This window comes from Cryobacterium sp. TMT4-31 (assembly GCF_004403385.1).
Lineage (GTDB): Bacteria > Actinomycetota > Actinomycetes > Actinomycetales > Microbacteriaceae > Cryobacterium > Cryobacterium zongtaii.
In genome coordinates this window covers 1-16,385 of sequence record NZ_SOGI01000010.1, presented here as the reverse complement: position 1 = coordinate 16,385, position 16,385 = coordinate 1, and the positions used below count along the sequence as shown (strand labels likewise).

The window sequence follows — 16,385 nt, the reverse complement described above, 5'->3', positions numbered from 1 at the left end:
GACACATGACAGGGCGAGAGCAGACCGAGATCGAGCGCAAGTACGACGTCGAGGGGTTGCGGCCCGTTCCGTCGCTGCAGGGGCTCGACGGCATCACCGCCGACCCGGCCGAGGTGCCTTTCGTGCTCACGGCCGTGTACTACGACACTGCCGATCATGACCTGGCCCGCCACCGCATTGTTCTGCGGCGCCGTGAGGGTGGCGGCGATGCCGGCTGGCACCTCAAGATGCCGGCTGCCGAGGGGCGCATCGAGGTGCACTGGCCACTGGACATCGGCGACGCCGACGGTACTGAACACATCCCCGACGAGGTACTCGAGCCCGTTCGCGCGATTGTGCGCGACCGGCCGCTCACCCCGCTGGCCCGGGTGAGCACTGTGCGCACCACGGTGCGACTCACCGACACCGACGGTCAGGCTCTCGCCGAGATCGCCGACGACCTCGTCTCCGCCTCCGATGTGCGCGGTGGAACGTACCGCAAGTGGCGCGAATGGGAGCTCGAACTTCTGGATGGCGCTCCCGACACCCGCAGGAAGCGCACCAGACTGCTCGATTCGGTCGAACAGGTGTTGCTCACCGCCGGAGCCACCCCGTCCACGAGTGCGGCCAAGATCGCTCGTGCCGTGGGCGTGGAGTCCCTGACCGAGCTCGACGGCGCCGAGGTGCTGCCGGGGCTGCTCCCCGCCCCCGCCCTGCAGCAGCCGGACTCCGCTGGTGCCGTCGTTGTCGGAGCGCTCCGCGACCTGACCGCGACCCTCGTCGACGCCGATCCCCGGGCGCGAGCGGATGCCCCGGACGCGATCCATCACATGCGGACCACGGTGCGCCGCCTGCGCAGCGTCCTCGCGGTCTACGCGAGGTTGTTCGACAAGGCCCCGGTGAAGGAGCTGCGTTTCGAGCTCAAGCACCTCGGAGTCGAGCTGGGTCGAGCCCGCGACGCCGAAGTGCGCGCCGCCCGGTTGGTCGACGAACTTGCCGGCGTCGCCGAATACCCCACCGAGGATGCGCGAACCCGGCTCGTCGGTGGAGCCCGCCGGGACTACGCGGAGGGCCTCGCCGCGGTGCGGGAGTATCTCCTGAGTACGCGTTACTACCGGCTTCTTGATGCCCTCGAGAGCTTCACGGCCTGGCCGCCGATCACCCCGAAGGCGGAGCGTCCCGCCGCCGCCGAGATCAAGCGGGACCTCGGCAGGGCCGTCGCCGCGCTTGAGCAGCTCACCGCCACGGTGTCCGACGCGGATGAGCCCGAGCCGGCATTGCACGAGGTGCGCAAGGCCGCCCGCCGGCTGCGTTACGCCGCTGCCGCCGTGGCGTCAGCCGCCCCCGTGGCCGAGGCGACGGCGACGAAGCCACCCACAAAGAAGTCGGCCGCCAAGAAGTCGGCCAGGACGGCAGCGAAGAAAGCGGCCGCGAAGCGCGCCCACGCTGCCGCACGATTCGCGAAGCTCCGTCGGCGCTACGCGCACGTCGCCCGGGCGGCCAAACCGCTGGTGAAGCGGCTCGGCGACCGGCACGACAGGCTGCTCTACATCGAGGAGCTCGGCCAGGCCGCGCGGGCCGCCCACGAAAGCGGTGAGAACACCCTGGTCTACGGCTTGCTCGTAGCCCGGTCCGAGCGCAGCGACGCCACGGTCCCCGTTGTCCTCGACGACACTGCTCGATCGGTGCAGCAGCTCAAGCGACTCGTCGGCGGGCTCTGAGCCAGCAGGGACAGAGCGAGCCGGACTACCAGCGCTCTGCGGACGACGCTGTGATGATCTGCAGCAGGGCTGCGCGCAGCTCGTCGGCGTTCTCGAGCGGCGGAAACACGTCGGCCTCGAGGGTGCGGGCCTGCTGCCACGCGGCGGTGCCCGCGTCGGTGCGGGTCACCAGGTGGCGCCGGGCGTCGCGCTCGTCCCGGATGCGTGCCACCAGACCCTCCCGCTCCAGCCTGTCCAGGGTGCGCGACATAGTCTGAGTCTGCACCCGTGCCTGCCGGGCCAGTTCGGTCTGACTTCGGGCTCCGTCGCCGAGCAGGTGCAGCACAATCAGGCCGGCATGGGTGAGGCCGAGGGAAGCGAGGGCTTCGACCCAGGCATGCTCCACCAGCCGGGCAGCCGTGGAAAGCAGTCGACCGTTCGGCCACTGGGCCATGGCATCGGGAGTGGTCACCCCCTCAATGTACTGCTACCGTGAGTTAGTCAGCTAGCTGACCAATTCGCCGCGACGGAGGAGAACCCCATGTCCACATCTCGCGATCTGCTCCGCCAGAGCACCGTCCTGATCAGTGCGATCCTCGCCCTCGTCGGATCGTTCATCGGCTCGGGCGCCGCGGGCGGCACGCCCATCCAGAACGCCTCCGGGGGAGCGCTGGCCGCCGATGCCACTCCGATCGCCCCGGGTGGACCGGCCTTCGCCATCTGGACGCCGATCTACGCCGGGCTGGTGCTCTACGCCATCTGGCAGTTCCTGCCGAGGCAGAAGACCGACCCCCGCCAGCGCCGCCTCGGCTACCCCGTGGCCGCCTCGCTGCTGCTGAACGCGGCCTGGATCCTCAGCGTGCAGTTCGACCTGCTCTGGCTGAGCGTTCCGGTGATAGTCCTGCTTCTGGCTGTGCTGGTCTGGGCGTTCCTCATCATCCTTCACACCCGCCCGCGGTCCCTGCTGGAGACCGTTCTGGTCGACGGCACCATGGGCCTCTACCTCGGTTGGGTCTGCGTGGCCACCGCCGCCAACATCACGGCAGCCCTCGTCGCCGCCGGCTTCGACGGGTTCGGCCTGGCCGCCGATGCCTGGGGTGTCCTGATCGTCGCGGTGGCCGGGCTCGTCGGCGTGCTCCTGGCCGTGGTCGGCCGCGGCAGGCTCACCCCCACCCTCGCCCTCTGTTGGGGCCTGGGCTGGGTGGCGTTCGCGAGGCTCAGCGGCGACCTGCTCTCCACCCCCACAGCGATCACCGCGATCGTGGCGGTCGTCGTGGTGCTCGTCGTCACGCTGGTCCTCCGCATCCGCGCGCCGCGCCGGCTGAACACCACCGCATCGGCCACCGCATGACCGGGGCACGCCGCCGCTGGTTGGGCCTGGTCTTCATCAGCATCGCCGTCGCACTGATCATCGTCGATTCCACCATCGTCAACGTCGCGATCCCCTCGATCATCGACGACCTCGACATCACCTCCACCCAAGTGCAGTGGGTGCAGGAGAGTTACACCCTGGTGTTCGCCGCCCTCCTGCTGGTCTTCGGCACCCTCGCTGACCGCTACGGGCGCCGGCGCATCCTCCTCACCGGAGTAGTGATCTTCGCATTGGCGTCGGTGCTGGCCGCGATGGCCCAGACCGGCGACCTGCTCATCGCCGCCAGGCTGGTGCAGGGCATCGGCGGCGCCATGGTGCTGCCCACCACCCTGTCGCTGATCAACGCCACCTTCCGCGGTCGGGACCGCGGCATCGCCTTCGCCATCTGGGGCTCCACGATCGGCGGTATGGTCGCCGTCGGCCCGCTGCTGGGCGGTTGGCTCACCACCTACTTCTCCTGGCGCTGGGCTTTCGGCATCAACGTGCCGCTGGGCATCCTCATCGTTGCCGGGATCCTGGTCTTCGTCTCCGAATCGCGCGACGCCGGCGAACCACGCCGGATCGACGGTGTCGGCGCGGTGCTCTCGGTGATCACCAGCGCCACCCTGGTGTTCGGCCTCATCGAGGGCCGCACCTACGGCTGGTGGCTCACCGAGACGGCACCGACCCTGGGCGATTGGACCTGGCCGTTCGACCTGTCGATCATCCCGGTCGCCTTCCTCGTCACCCTGGTGTCAGGCACCGCCTTCATCCGGTGGGGCCTCCGCCGGCAACGGCAGGGCAAATCCACCCTGCTGGCGTTCTCGCTCTTCCGAATCCCGTCGTTCCGCAACGGCAACATCGCCGCGCTGATCGTGTCGCTCGGCGAATTCGGCATCATCCTGTCACTGCCGCTCTGGCTGCAGAACGTGCTCGGCTACGACGCCCTGCAGACCGGGTTCGTGCTGCTGGCCCTGGCCATCGGATCGTTCGTGGCCAGCGGCGTCGCTGGGGCCTTGGGCAACCGGGTCTCGCCGCTCACCATCGTGCGGGTGGGCATCGTCGCCGAGATCCTCGGGGTGGCGGGCCTCGGCACCGTCATCACGGTGGACGCGACGTGGCTGTCGATCGTGCCGTTCCTGTTCGTCTACGGCATGGGCGTCGGCCTGGCCACGGCCCAACTCACCGGCGTGGTGCTCGGCGACGTGCCGGTCGACCAGAGCGGCCAAGGCTCCGGAACCTCGAGCACGGCCAGGCAGATCGGCTCTGCTCTCGGCATCGCCGTGCTCGGCACCGTGCTGTTCACCTCGGTCGGGCTGTCCCTGGACGCCAGGCTCGACGAACTCGAGGTGCCGGCGGCGACGAGCGCGCAGATCGTCGATGTCGTCGTCGACAGCGCGGGAGCAGCCATCCCGTCGCTGGATGCCCAGAGCCCGGCAGTGGCCGACGCGGCCCGCGAGGCATTCAGCGAAGGCACCCGCTACTCGGCGTACGCGGCCGCCGGGTTCCTGGTTGTGGGGCTTCTCGCCAGCCTGCGGCTGACGGGCAGGCCCCTCGAACGCGAAGAATTGCCGGTCACGGCGGAGGTCGCCGGGTAGTCCGGTCCCGGGACGGCTGCGGTTTCTGTACCGAGAGCTCCCCGCCGAGTCGGCCACCGAACGGCCGGCCGTGGTCGGCGTATTCCTCCCGGAAGAACCCCATGCGCCAGCTACCCATCTCGAGGCGGGCGCCGGTGCGCAGAATCTGGCCCGACGACGGGTCATCCGTTCGGGCGCCGCCGCCCACAGGGCCGAGTGCCACGAGGAGATACTCGTCGTTCTCGTCGTGCCGGATCTCGGCGTGCAACGCGTCCAGCCCCTCCAGACGCAGGTCTGCGTCTTCAGCGCTGCCGATCCGGGTCACGCCGGGCAAAAGGTCGAATTCCCGCGGCGGCTGGCCATTCCAGTACTCCGACCCCACCACGAAGATCAGGCGCGGCCGGCCGGCTCCGGGGGCGTAGTGCGTGGTTGTGACGCGCCGCCGGATGCGCCGGGCCAGGGTGGGCACCAGCGGGAACGGGGTCGGGGGAGGAAGCGGCAGCGTCCGCTCCGGTGCGGTGGGCTGCCGCCAGCGCCGCAGCAACGGGCTTACCGCGGCGGTGCTGCCCACTATGAGGTGCGGAGACTTCGTGACCAGACGCTGGGCAAGCGGTGCCTGCACGGCGCCCATCCGTGCGATCACCCCGTCGGGCCCGCTCACCGAGACCACGAGTCCGCGTTCGGCCAGATCGGCGGCGAGGCTGCGGAGGGCCGGCAGCGATGACATCCGAGCACGCACGAATCGTTCGGGATCGCTGAGGAACACCTCGATCTCCAGGCCGTTCGCACGAATGGTGCCGTGGGCCTGGTCCTCGGCCGGTTCACCGTCGGCCGGGTCGATCGAGAAGACCAGATCGATATCGAGCCGGGTGCTGCCCATGGGTCTAGTCGGCCGGGTTCTCGCTCGTGGTCACCCTCAGGGTGCCATTGAGCTTCCAGATTGCCCGTGGCGCGTCTGGCCCGATATCGCGGGGAACCTCGACCGTCATGTCGATGAAGCTGTAGTCGATGACGGCACTCTTGCCGGTCAGGTACGACCACATTTCCTTGCCCAGGTCGGTCCAGTCCTGGATGCTGTGTGCGTCTGGTCCAGAGGCCGGCGCGGGGTCATTCTGCAGATCGGTCATGAGGCAGGTCCTATTCGCTCGTCGTTGAGGATAGGGGACACGATAGCCGGGGCCGGCGGCGCGGAACTGGGTATCTGCCTAAATCACGGCGCACCTGGCAGCACATGTGAAAACAGCCCGCCCGCCGGAGGCGAGCGAGCTGTTTTCGGTGACGGGGGTTTTACTCGGCGTCGAGGTCAGTCTCGAGGATCTTGACGAGGCCTTCGAGGGCCTCATCCGCTCCGTCGCCCTCTGCGCGCAGCACGACGACCTGGCCGTTTGCGGCACCCAGGCTCATGAGCGACAGGATGCTCGACGCGTCCATCGCGTCGTCGGCCGGGTCGCCCTCGAGGGCGATGGTGACCTCGATCGGCAGTGCGCCGACGGCCTCAGCGAAGATCGCTGCGGGACGGGCGTGCAGGCCGACGCGGCTGGCGATGGTGGCGGTACGTTCTGACATGGTTCCTCCTGAAACTGTACGGATTACAACTGTATTGCCCGCGCGATGTGCACACGCCATGAGGCGGCAGCACATCGCACGGTTGACGTGTGGGGCTTAGAGCCCCAGTTCGTCGAGAATGGGCAGCTCGGCGCGAACCCGGGCACGTGCCTCCAGGGCACTCGGGGCAGCCAGGGCGATGCCGGCGAGGCGCTGGGCCTCTTCGACGGTGACCTTCGCCAGCACTGCAGCGACAGCGGCGAGGGCGCGAGCGGTCATCGACAGGGTGTTCACGCCCAGGCCGACGAGCACCACGGCCAGAGCCGGGTCGGCCGCGGCCTCGCCGCAGACACCGACGGGCTTGTTGTTGCCCTCGGCGACGGAGCCGGCCACGGTGAGCTGGATCAGGCGCAGCACGGCGGGCTGCCACGGCGTGTTCAGCGCGGCGAGCGGGCCGAGCTGGCGGTCGGCGGCCATGGCGTACTGGGTGAGGTCGTTGGTGCCGAGGCTGGCGAAGTTCACCTCGCCGAGGATGGTCTCGGCCGTCAACGCGGCGGAGGGAACCTCGACCATGACACCCGGGTTCTTCAGCCCGGCCTCGCCGCACATGCGGGCGAAGTCTGCGGCCTCTTCGGCGGTGGAGATCATCGGGGCCATGACCCAGACATCCGCTTCGGTGCCCTCTGCGGCGGTCGCGACGGCGGCCAGCTGGCGCTTGAGCACGCCGGGCGAGGTGAAGTCGGTGCGGTAGCCGCGCACGCCGAGAGCCGGGTTCGGCTCGGACGCGTCGGTGAGGAAGGGGAGCGGCTTGTCGGCGCCGGCGTCGAGCGTGCGTACGACGACCTTCTTGCCGGGGAACGCGTCGAAGACACCGCGGTACGCGGTGACCTGCTCGTCGAGGGTGGGTTCTTCGTCGCGGTCGAGGAAGCAGAACTCGGTGCGCAGCAGGCCAACGCCCTGGGCGCCGGCGGCGGCGGCCTTGACGGCATCCGCTGCACCGCCAACGTTGGCAAGCAGCGGCACGAGGTGACCGTCGGCCATGACGCCCTCGCCGGAGAACACCGCGAGGGTGGCGGCGTTGGCGGCCCAAGCCGTGGCGGCCTCGAGCTGGTCGGCGTCGGGGTCGACGCTGATGCTGCCGGCGGCGCCGTCAACGTAGACCTGGGAGCCGTCAGCGATGGCTTCCACACCGACCGCGGCGACGACGGCCGGCAGGCCGAGGGCGCGGGCGATGATCGCGGTGTGCGACTGCGGTCCGCCCCCGGAGGTGACCAAGGCCAGCACGACGGCCGGGTTCAGCGTGGCCGTGTCGGCCGGCGCCAGGTCGTCGGCGACGAGGATGAATGGTTCGTCGGAGGCGGGGATGCCCGGTGCGGGCACCCCACGCAGTTCCGCGACGATCCGGGAGCGCACGTCGAGGACGTCCGTGGCCCGCTCGGCCATGTAGCCGCCGAGGTTGTGCAGCATTTCGGCCACGGATGCCGCGGACTCCCAGATTGCCCGCTCAGCGGAGGTGCCGGTGTTGATCAACTTCACGGCGCCCTTGATGAGCATGGGGTCCGCGGCCATCAGTGCGGTGGCCTCGAGAACCGACTTACCCGCTCCGGTGGCGCTGACCGAGCGCTGCTTGAGCTCGGCCTGCACCGCCTTCGCGGCTGCGCGCAGTGTGACGGCGGCATCCTCTGCCGTCGTCGACGAGGCCAGCTGTTCTCCTGCTGGCGGCTCGCTCACGGCTTTGGGCATCTGCCGGACGGATCCTACGATTCGTCCGGGGCTGACCCCTACTCCTGTGAAACTCTGCACGGAACTTCCTCTATTCTTCGGCGTTAATGGTGCCCACTAATGTTAGGCGGTCACCAGGGTGTTGTTCTGCTGGATGGACCCCGAAGTCGGGGTCTTTCGGACGTAGCGCTTGAGCACGATTACCGCTATGGCCGAGATGACGGTGCCGATCAGGATCGCCAGGATGAAGCCCAAAACGTTCTCGATGGCGAAGAACACGAAGATTCCACCGTGCGGCGCCTTCGACGTGACACCCCAGGCCATGGTCAGCGCACCGGTGGTGGCCGCACCGAGCATGCTCGCCGGGATCACACGCAGCGGGTCGGCCGCGGCGAACGGGATCGCGCCCTCGGAGATGAACGACGCACCCAGCAGCCAGGCTGCCTTGCCGTTGTCGCGTTCGACCGGGCTGAACAGCTTGCGGTCGAGCACGGTGGCCAGGGCCATCGCGAGCGGCGGCACCATGCCGGCGGCCATGACCGCGGCCATGATCTGCCACGGCGCCTGGTTGGCCAGCGTTGCGGCACCCAGGCCGGCGACGGCGAAGGAGTAGGCCACCTTGTTGACCGGGCCACCGAGGTCGAACGCCATCATCAGGCCGAGGATCATGCCGAGGATGACAACCGACGCGCCGGTCATGCCGCTGAGCCAGTCGTTCAGGGCGACGGTCAGCCAGGCGATCGGTCCACCGAGCACCAGGAACATCAGTCCGGAGGCGAAGATCGAGGCCAGCAGCGGGATGATCACGACGGGCATCAGGCTACGGAGCCAGCGCGGAACATCGAACGAACCGATCCAGGCCGCCGCAACACCGGCGAGAAGACCACCGACGATGCCGCCGAGGAAGCCGGCACCCATGAAGCCCGAGACCGCACCGGCGACGAAGCCAGGAGCGATGCCGGGGCGGTCGGCGATGCCGTAGGCGATGTATCCGGCCAGGGCCGGAACCAGGAAGCCCATCGACAGGGCACCGATCTTGAAGAAGACCGCGCCCAGGTAGATGGCCAGGCCTCCCTCGGGCAGGTTCCACAGGCTGTTCTGCAGCACCACGTCGTCGGCGACGCCGGTGACGTCGTAGCCGCCGAGCAGGAAGCCCAGGGCGATGAGCAGGCCTCCACCGGCGACGAACGGGATCATGTAGCTGACACCGGTGAGCAGGGCACGCTTGATCTTCTGGCCCATGTGCTCGTTCTCGGACACCGAGTCGGATGCCGCCGCGCCGCCACCGCTGACGCGGCGGGCGTTCGGGTTGTCCACGGCGGCGAGAGCCTCCTGGATCATCTTCTTCGGGTCGTCGATGGCGCGCTTGACGGGGGACTGCACGAGGGGCTTGCCGGCGAACCGGCCCTTGTCGCGCACATCGACGTCAACGGCGAAGATGACGGCGTCGGCGGAGTCGATGACCGAGGCGGCCAGCGGGGTCGCTCCGGCGGAACCCTGGGTCTCGACCTGCAGGTCGATGCCCATCTCCTTGGCGGCTGCGACGAGCGCGTCCGCTGCCATGTAGGTGTGGGCGATGCCGGTGGGGCAGGCGGTGACGGCGACGAGACGGCGGGCCCCGTTGGCCGGGGTGCCCTCGGTGCCGGCTCCGGTGGGCGCCGCGGTGACGCTCGGGGCGGCGGAGGTGGAGTGCGCTCCGGCTGTGGTCGCCGCGGTGACCGGTGCGACGATGTCGGTGACCAGGGTCACGATCTCCTCAGGGGTCTTCGCGGCGCGGAGGGCTGCGGTGAAGTCGGCCTTCATCAGCGACCGGGCCAGCTTCGACAGGATCTTCAGGTGGTCCTGGTCGGCGCCTTCGGGGGCGGCGATCATGAAGATCAGGTCGGCGGGTCCGTCGGCCGAGCCGAAGTCGACCGGCTGGGACAGACGGGCAACGGCCAGCGTCGGCTCGGTGACCGCGCTCGAACGGCAGTGCGGGATGGCGAGTCCGCCGGGGATGCCGGTGGAGGTCTTGGCTTCGCGGGCGAGGGCGTCGGCGTACAGCCCGTCGATCTCGGTGGCTCGGCCGGCTCCGACGACGAGCTCGGCGAGGTGCCGAATCACGGTCGCCGGCGCGGCACCGAGGTTCTGGTCCAAAGCAACGAGCTCTGGGGTAATCAGTGCACTCACTGGTCATCCTCCTTTGGATGTGTAGCAAATGCCGTCACTGTGACGGCGCTGGGGTCGGTTTGGGTCACGGCCGGCACGGTTGAGCCGGGCAGGGATGCGGCAGCGGCGCCGTGGGCGACGGCCTGACGCAGGCAGTCCGGGGCGGATGCTCCGGCCAGGTCGCTGAGCAGAAAACCTGCCAGCGAAGAATCTCCGGCGCCGACGGTCGAAACCGCGACGATCGGGGGACGAGTGGCAAGCCAGTAGCCCTCCGCGGTGACCAGCAGGGCGCCCTGGGAACCGAGGGTGGCCAGCACGGCGCCGACTCCCGCGGTGATCAGGGTCTGCGCGGCGCGCGCGGCCAGGTGCGGGTCGGCCTCGAGGCTGTCCGGGTCTGAGATGCCGGTGAGCTCGGCGAGTTCGTCGGCGTTGGGCTTGAGCAGGTCGGGGCCGGCGCTGATGGCCGCGGCCAGGGGGGCACCTGAGGAGTCGATGGCGACTTTGGGGGCCGCGGCGCCGAAGCGGGTCTTGAGCTCCCGGGTGAGGTCGGCGTAGAAGGTGTCCGGCACCCCGGGTGGCAGCGAACCGGCCAGCACCAGCCAGCTGGCGCCCTCGGCCTTCTCGAGGACGAGCTCCACCAGGGCGGACTGCTGCTCGTTGGTCAACACCGGACCGGGTTCGTTCACCTTGGTGGTGGTGCCGTCCGGTTCGGTGATCGCGATGTTGCTTCGCAGGGTCGCGCCGATCGGCAGGCCGAGGTGCGGGATGCCCTGAGCGGTCAGCGCGAGCAGCACCGGGTCATCCGCGTCTCCGGGCAGGATCGCGAGGCTCTCGATGCCCGAGGCTGCCAGGGCACGGCAGATGTTGACACCCTTGCCGCCGGGTTCCTGATGGGCGTCCAGGGCGCGCTGTACGTCGCCGCGCGCGAGCGGGCCGGCGAGTTCGATGGTGCGGTCCAGGCTGGGGTTGGGGGTGAGTGTGACGATCATGCGATTACGACCTCGACATCCGCCGCGGCCAGGGCTGCGGCAAGTTCAGCGGAAGGGGGAGCATCGGTGATGAGCGCGTCGATGTCGCTCAGAGCAGCGAACCTGACCAGGGTTTCCTGGTCGAGCTTGGAGGAGTCGGCCAGCGCGACAACTCGGCGGGCGGAGCGCACGATCGCGGTCTTCACGGCGGCCTCGACCGAGTCGGGGGTGCTGAAGCCGAAGTCGGCGGCCACGCCGTTGGCGCCGACGAAGGCGATGTCGGGGCGCATGGCGTCGAGCATCTGGGTGGTGCGGGTGCCCACGATGGCCCGGGTGAGGCCGCGCACCCGGCCGCCGAGGATCTGCAGCGAGATGGCCTCGTTGCCGGCCAGCTTGTAGGCGATGGGAAGGGCGTTGGTGATCACCAGGAGCTGGTCGCCGGGGTTGGCCGGCGTCCACTCGAGAAGCCGGTCGGCCAGCAGTTCGGTGGTGGTGCCGGAGTCCAGGATGATCGAGCCCGTTGTGCTCGCAGGGATCATGGCCAGGGCGGCGTCGGCGATGCGGGCCTTCTCGTCGTGGCGCTGGGTCTGGCGCTCTTCGAGGCTGGCCTCGGACATGCTCAGCCGGTCGATGGCCACGGCGCCACCATGCACGCGGCGCAGGTGCCGGCTCAGTTCGAGGGCGGAGAGGTCGCGGCGCACGGTCTCCGGGGTGATGTCGAACCGCACGGCCAGTTCGTTCACGGTGACCCGGCTGCGGTCGGACACCATCTCGGCGATCATCGACTGACGCTCTTCGGCGAACATCGGGCCTCCTCGACGGTGAGAACGCGGCCCGGGGGAGTCGCGCAAAAGTTTGTATTCCTGACTTTAGACCCGTTTGTTTTTGCTTGTCAACATAAACACAGATAAACAAAGATCCCTGAATGCAAGCCGACAGTTCCCGGGGTGAGTGGCGGACTTCCCGCTTTCGCAGACGAAATGAAGGCGGGATGTCCGTGGCGACCTCGACCGGCCGTTCTGGGGCATCGGCTCCGGCTCGCGCCGGACGACCTCGTCGAGCGCGGTGTACTGGTTCTCGGCTGCATTTGAGGGCTATTCGGGTCGCAGGGGTTTACAGCGCGCCAGAGCCGCACTCCCGCTTTTTCGCACGCGCTCGGAATCGCCGCGGGAATCGATGCTCCGGGTGATCATCGTGCTCGCCGGGCTTCCGGAACCCGAATGCGATGACAACGTGTTCGACGAGAACGGCCGGTTCCTGGCCAGGGGTGACCTGGTCTACCCCGAGTACCCGCTGTTGCAGTTCACCGACGACGACCTGCTGGACCCGGCCGCCCTGGTGGCGCGGATCACGCGGCGGTTGCGGGCCCGGGGATGGTGAGTCTTATTGATAGTGCGACAGGCCGCTCAGCTCGCCGCCGTCGGTGAGGAACTCGGCTCCGGTGGAGAAGCTCGACTCGTCACTGGCCAGGAACAGCACCAGGTTCGCCACCTCGGTGGCCTGGCCGATGCGGTGCAGCGCCACGTGGTTCTGCGGCACATCGAGCCCGGCGGTCATCGGGGTGGCGATGGCGCCCGGATGCACCGAGTTGACCCGCACGTTGTACTTGCCGAGGTCCAGCGCGACGGACTTGGTGAGCCCGCGCACCCCGAACTTCGCCGCCACGTAGCCGGGGAGCGCCTCGTAGCCCTGCAGGCCGGCGGTCGAGGACACGTTGATGATCGAGCCCGCCTTCGACCGGATGATCATCGGCACCGCCGCCTTGATGCCGAGGAACACCCCGGTGAGGTTGACCGCGATGATGGTGTTCCAGGACTCCAGGGTGTACTCCTCGATGGGACCGAAGTTCACGATCCCGGCGTTGTTCACGAGCACGTCGAGTCCGCCGAAGTCGTCCACCGCGACGGCGACGGCGGCGTCCCAGTGTTGGGCGCGGGTCACGTCGAGGTGCACGTACCGGCAGGCCTCGCCCAGTTCGGCGACGAGAGCCTTGCCGTCCTCATCGAGCAGATCCCCGATGACCACTTGCGCGCCCTCCTCGACGAGGCGACGGGCCATCGCGGCACCGAGTCCCCGTGCTCCACCACTGATGAGTGCGACCTTGCCGCTGACACGTGCCATGGTGTTTCCTCCATTCGAGTCGACCTTCGACAAACGAGTTCGACGGGGAATGTACACGCGCGGGGCTCTGGCCAGCACTGTCGGTGGCCGACGGTAGCGTGAGTGATATGAAGATCCTGCACACGAGTGACTGGCACATCGGGCGCACCTTCCACACCCACTCGACCCTTGACCACTTGGCGCTCGTGTTCGACGCCCTCGTGGGCATCGTGCGCGAACGCGGGGTCGACGTGGTCGCCGTGGCCGGTGACATCTTCGATTCGGCCACACCGTCCGCCGACAGTTACGCCCTGCTCAGCGGCACCCTGTCGCGCCTTCACGCCACCGGCGCCCGGGTGGTGATGACCAGCGGCAACCACGACTCGGCCACCCGGCTCGGCTTCCAGTCGGAGTGGGCGGGGCTCGCCGGCATCCACGTGGTCACCGGGTTCGACCAGTACCGCACCCCGATCTCGATCGACGACGAACACGGCCCCGTGCACTTCTACGGCATCCCCTTCCTCGAACCGGCCCTGGTGCGCCACCACTACCCCGACGAGCTCCTCAAGACCCACGAACAGGTGCTGGGCCTGGCCATGCGGCAGGTGCGCGCCGACCTCGCCGACCGCGGCGGCCGCTCGGTGGTGCTCTCGCACTGCTTCGCAGCGGGAGTCGCCGCCAGCGATGTGGAGCGCGACATCAGCGCCGGCGGCCTGGACCTCGTTCCGGTGAGCGTCTTCGACGGCCCCGACTACGTCGCGCTGGGCCACATCCACGGTCGCGCGCAGATCACCGACAGGGTGCGCTACTCGGGAGCCCCGCTGCACTACTCCTTCGCCGAGGCCGACAAGCCCCGCGGCGGCTGGCTCGTCGATCTCGATGCGAACGGACTGGCCGAGACCGAGTGGGTCGACCTGCCGATTCCCCGGCGACTGCGGGTGCTCACGGGGGAGCTCGAGTCCCTCGCTCACGACGACGCCTTTACCTCGTTCGAGAACGACTGGATCGCCGCGGTGCTGACGGACCGGGTGCGGCCGCTGGACGGCATGCGTACCCTGCAGAAGCGCTTTCCGCACTGTGTGGCCCTCGAGCACCGCCCGACCATCACGCAGGCGACCGAGGAGTCCACTTATTCCGACCGGGTCAAGCACAAGAGCGACCCCGAAATCGTGGCCGGTTTCCTGGAGTTCGTGCGCAACGGTGTGGGCCTGAGCGCCTTCGAGCGAGAGCTGGTCGCCGAGGTCCTGGGCGATACCACCGAGGCCACCGTATGAAGATCACCCGGCTGCGCATCGCCGGCTTCGGCCCGTACAAGACCGAGCAGGAGGTGGACTTCACCCGCTTCGATGCCGACGGAATCTTCCTGATCACCGGCAAGACCGGCGCGGGCAAGTCCAGCATCCTGGACGCCATCTGCTTCGCCCTGTACGGCTCGGTGCCCCGGTTCGACGGCAGCGAACTGCGGCTGCGCAGCGACCACTGCGACCCGGCCGACCCGAGCTTCGTCGAGCTCGAGTTCACCCTCAAGGGCGACACCTACAGGCTCTACCGCACCCCGCGCTATGAGAAGGCCAAGAAGCGCGGCGTGGGCACCACCACGGCGCAGCCGGATGCGCGCCTCGAGCGGCTCAGCGCCGGCACCGACGGCACCGGCGACTGGGTGGGCATCGCCGCCCGCCCGGTGGATGTGGGCACCGAGCTCAGCCGGATCCTGCCGTTGAAGCAGGACCAGTTCCTGCAGGTGATCCTGCTGGCCCAGAACCGGTTCCAGCGCTTCCTGCTGGCCAAGACCGACGACAGACTCACCGTGCTCCGCACCCTGTTCGGCACCCTGCGGTTCCAGCAGCTGGAGACCGAGCTGCTCACCCGGCGCAAGGTGCTCGACGACGAGCTGACGCTGGTGCGGCACGAGATCGACGGGATCGTGGCCGCGACCCTGCGCCAGCTGTGGCGCGACGACGACGAGGACACCCGACCCGAGTCCCCGGCCGACCCCCACCTCGGCTGGTTCGACGCGGCGCTCGACACCCTTGATTCCCGGCTGGCGGCCGCCACCCGGCACGCCGAAACCGCCTCCGCGGCCCTGACAGCGGCCACCGCCGAGTACCAGGCCGCCGAGGACCGGCGCCGACGCCAGGACCGCCGGGATGCGGCGGCCCGCACGCTGACCGCTCTCGAGGAGCGCGGGAACGAGATGCTCGGCAGCCGGGAAGCCCTGCGCCTGGCCGAGCACGCCGCCAGGGTCTGGCCGCAGGTGCGCGCCCGCATCGACGCCGACGCCGCGGTCGGCACGGCCGAGGCCACAGCGACCGCCGCCCGGGCCGCCTGGAAGCGGCTTGTCGACGACGACGCAGACTCAGCAGATGCCGCCGGCCTCAGCACCCTGATCGACGACAGGCTGCGCCAGCTCGGAAGCCTCGACGACCTGCTCGTCGAGGAACGCAGGCTGCCCGCCCTCGACCAGCAGATCACCGATCTCGAGCGCCGCACGGCCGCCCAGATCGAGGCGCTCGACGCCGCCAAGCTGCTGCTGCTCGCGCTGCCCGAGCGCATCGACGCGGCAACGGATGCCCTCGCCGCGGCGACCCTCGGCGCCGCCCGCGCCCCGGAGGCCGAAGCGACACTGGCCCGGGCCGAGGCTGCACTGGCCGCGGCCGACGACGTGCGCCGGCTGGAAACCGAACTGGTGGGGGTACACCGCGCCGAACGGGAGGCCGTGGCGGAGAACACCGCGGCCGCCCTGCACTATCAGCAGCTCGTGGACGCCCGGCTCGGCGGTTTCGCCGTTGAGCTCGCCGCCGGTCTCGTCGACGGCGAGCCCTGCGCGGTCTGCGGGGCCACCGAACACCCGGCGCCCATGACCGGCGACGCCGCACCCGTCACCGAGGACGACCTCGACGACGCCCGCGACCTGATGAGTCGCCGGCAGGGGGCCGTCGACGCCGCCCGCACTCAGTCCCGGGACGTCGATACCCTACTCACCGCCGCCCGCACCCGGGCCGGCGACGATGATGCCGACACGCTCGATTCGGCACTCCGGCAGGCAGAGGATGCCCTCGCCGTGGCTGCCGACCACCGCGCCAGGCTGCCCGCCCTCGAGGCCGAGCTGTCCCGCCTGCGCGTCGACCAGGCCGAGGCCCAGGCCGCCCTGGCCCCGCTGCAGCTGGCGCGCGACGAAGCCACCGTGCACCTGGCGGAACGCCGGACCGAGCGCGACGGCATCGCCGGCCGCGTCCAGGCCCAGCGGGCCGGGTTCGACAGCGTCACCGAGCGGGCCGGCCGGCTGCACAGCGAG

15 protein-coding genes are annotated in these 16,385 nt (G+C 69.5%); 6 read left to right on the top strand and 9 right to left on the bottom strand.

Features of this window, described 5'->3' with window-relative positions:
* Nucleotides 1-5: 5 nt before the first annotated feature.
* Entirely contained in the window at nucleotides 6-1,700 is a 1,695-nt protein-coding gene (locus tag E3T19_RS02020; protein WP_134407965.1) for a CYTH and CHAD domain-containing protein, read from the top strand.
* 25 nt (nucleotides 1,701-1,725) lie between these two features.
* Here the strand turns inward: E3T19_RS02020 and E3T19_RS02015 are convergent, their stop codons facing one another.
* Nucleotides 1,726-2,151 (bottom strand): MarR family winged helix-turn-helix transcriptional regulator, encoded by a 426-nt coding sequence (locus tag E3T19_RS02015; protein ID WP_240632234.1) that lies wholly within the window; start codon nucleotides 2,149-2,151, stop codon nucleotides 1,726-1,728.
* Nucleotides 2,152-2,220: 69 nt separating this feature from the next.
* On the opposite strand from E3T19_RS02015, the gene E3T19_RS02010 reads away from it, so the two are divergent.
* Nucleotides 2,221-3,030, top strand: coding sequence for a tryptophan-rich sensory protein (locus tag E3T19_RS02010; RefSeq protein WP_088456807.1), 810 nt, complete (start codon nucleotides 2,221-2,223; stop codon nucleotides 3,028-3,030).
* Nucleotides 3,027-4,628 (top strand): MFS transporter, encoded by a 1,602-nt coding sequence (locus E3T19_RS02005; protein WP_134407964.1) that lies wholly within the window; start codon nucleotides 3,027-3,029, stop codon nucleotides 4,626-4,628. Before E3T19_RS02010 ends, E3T19_RS02005 begins: the two co-directional genes overlap by 4 nt.
* Here E3T19_RS02005 and E3T19_RS02000 read toward each other — a convergent pair.
* The 7 genes from E3T19_RS02000 to E3T19_RS01970 all read right to left on the bottom strand — a co-directional run bounded on the left by E3T19_RS02000 (nucleotide 4,606) and on the right by E3T19_RS01970 (nucleotide 11,796).
* Nucleotides 4,606-5,487: an FHA domain-containing protein gene (locus tag E3T19_RS02000; protein ID WP_134407963.1), complete on the bottom strand. Its 882-nt coding sequence runs from the start codon at nucleotides 5,485-5,487 to the stop codon at nucleotides 4,606-4,608. The genes E3T19_RS02005 and E3T19_RS02000 overlap by 23 nt on opposite strands.
* 4 nt (nucleotides 5,488-5,491) lie before the next feature.
* Entirely contained in the window at nucleotides 5,492-5,734 is a 243-nt protein-coding gene (locus E3T19_RS01995; RefSeq protein ID WP_088456804.1) for a hypothetical protein, read from the bottom strand.
* Nucleotides 5,735-5,894: 160 nt separating this feature from the next.
* On the bottom strand, nucleotides 5,895-6,173 hold the full coding sequence (locus tag E3T19_RS01990) for an HPr family phosphocarrier protein (RefSeq protein ID WP_088456803.1): 279 nt from the start codon (nucleotides 6,171-6,173) through the stop codon (nucleotides 5,895-5,897).
* Nucleotides 6,174-6,269: 96 nt separating this feature from the next.
* The gene (ptsP, locus tag E3T19_RS01985; protein ID WP_134407962.1) at nucleotides 6,270-7,955 is read right to left on the bottom strand and encodes a phosphoenolpyruvate--protein phosphotransferase; all 1,686 of its coding nucleotides are present in this window, start codon (nucleotides 7,953-7,955) and stop codon (nucleotides 6,270-6,272) included.
* Between the two features lie 42 nt (nucleotides 7,956-7,997).
* Nucleotides 7,998-10,043 (bottom strand): fructose-specific PTS transporter subunit EIIC, encoded by a 2,046-nt coding sequence (locus tag E3T19_RS01980; RefSeq protein WP_134407961.1) that lies wholly within the window; start codon nucleotides 10,041-10,043, stop codon nucleotides 7,998-8,000.
* Entirely contained in the window at nucleotides 10,040-11,011 is a 972-nt protein-coding gene (locus E3T19_RS01975; protein WP_103461643.1) for a 1-phosphofructokinase family hexose kinase, read from the bottom strand. Before E3T19_RS01975 ends, E3T19_RS01980 begins: the two co-directional genes overlap by 4 nt.
* Nucleotides 11,008-11,796: a DeoR/GlpR family DNA-binding transcription regulator gene (locus tag E3T19_RS01970; RefSeq protein ID WP_088456799.1), complete on the bottom strand. Its 789-nt coding sequence runs from the start codon at nucleotides 11,794-11,796 to the stop codon at nucleotides 11,008-11,010. The genes E3T19_RS01975 and E3T19_RS01970 overlap by 4 nt, the downstream gene beginning before the upstream one ends.
* Nucleotides 11,797-12,175: 379 nt before the next feature.
* On the opposite strand from E3T19_RS01970, the gene E3T19_RS01965 reads away from it, so the two are divergent.
* Nucleotides 12,176-12,370 carry a hypothetical protein gene (locus E3T19_RS01965; protein ID WP_134407960.1) on the top strand — a complete coding sequence of 65 codons (195 nt, stop codon included), beginning with the start codon at nucleotides 12,176-12,178 and terminating at the stop codon, nucleotides 12,368-12,370.
* Nucleotides 12,371-12,373: 3 nt separating this feature from the next.
* Here E3T19_RS01965 and E3T19_RS01960 read toward each other — a convergent pair whose 3' ends face one another.
* Nucleotides 12,374-13,111: a glucose 1-dehydrogenase gene (locus tag E3T19_RS01960; RefSeq protein WP_088456797.1), complete on the bottom strand. Its 738-nt coding sequence runs from the start codon at nucleotides 13,109-13,111 to the stop codon at nucleotides 12,374-12,376.
* A gap of 107 nt (nucleotides 13,112-13,218) precedes the next feature.
* On the opposite strand from E3T19_RS01960, the gene E3T19_RS01955 reads away from it, so the two are divergent.
* Complete coding sequence (locus tag E3T19_RS01955) at nucleotides 13,219-14,364, top strand: exonuclease SbcCD subunit D (protein WP_134407959.1); 1,146 nt, start codon at nucleotides 13,219-13,221, stop codon at nucleotides 14,362-14,364.
* A partial coding sequence (locus E3T19_RS01950) for an AAA family ATPase (RefSeq protein WP_166788764.1) occupies nucleotides 14,361-16,385 on the top strand: 2,025 nt, incomplete at its 3' end. The genes E3T19_RS01955 and E3T19_RS01950, both read left to right, overlap by 4 nt.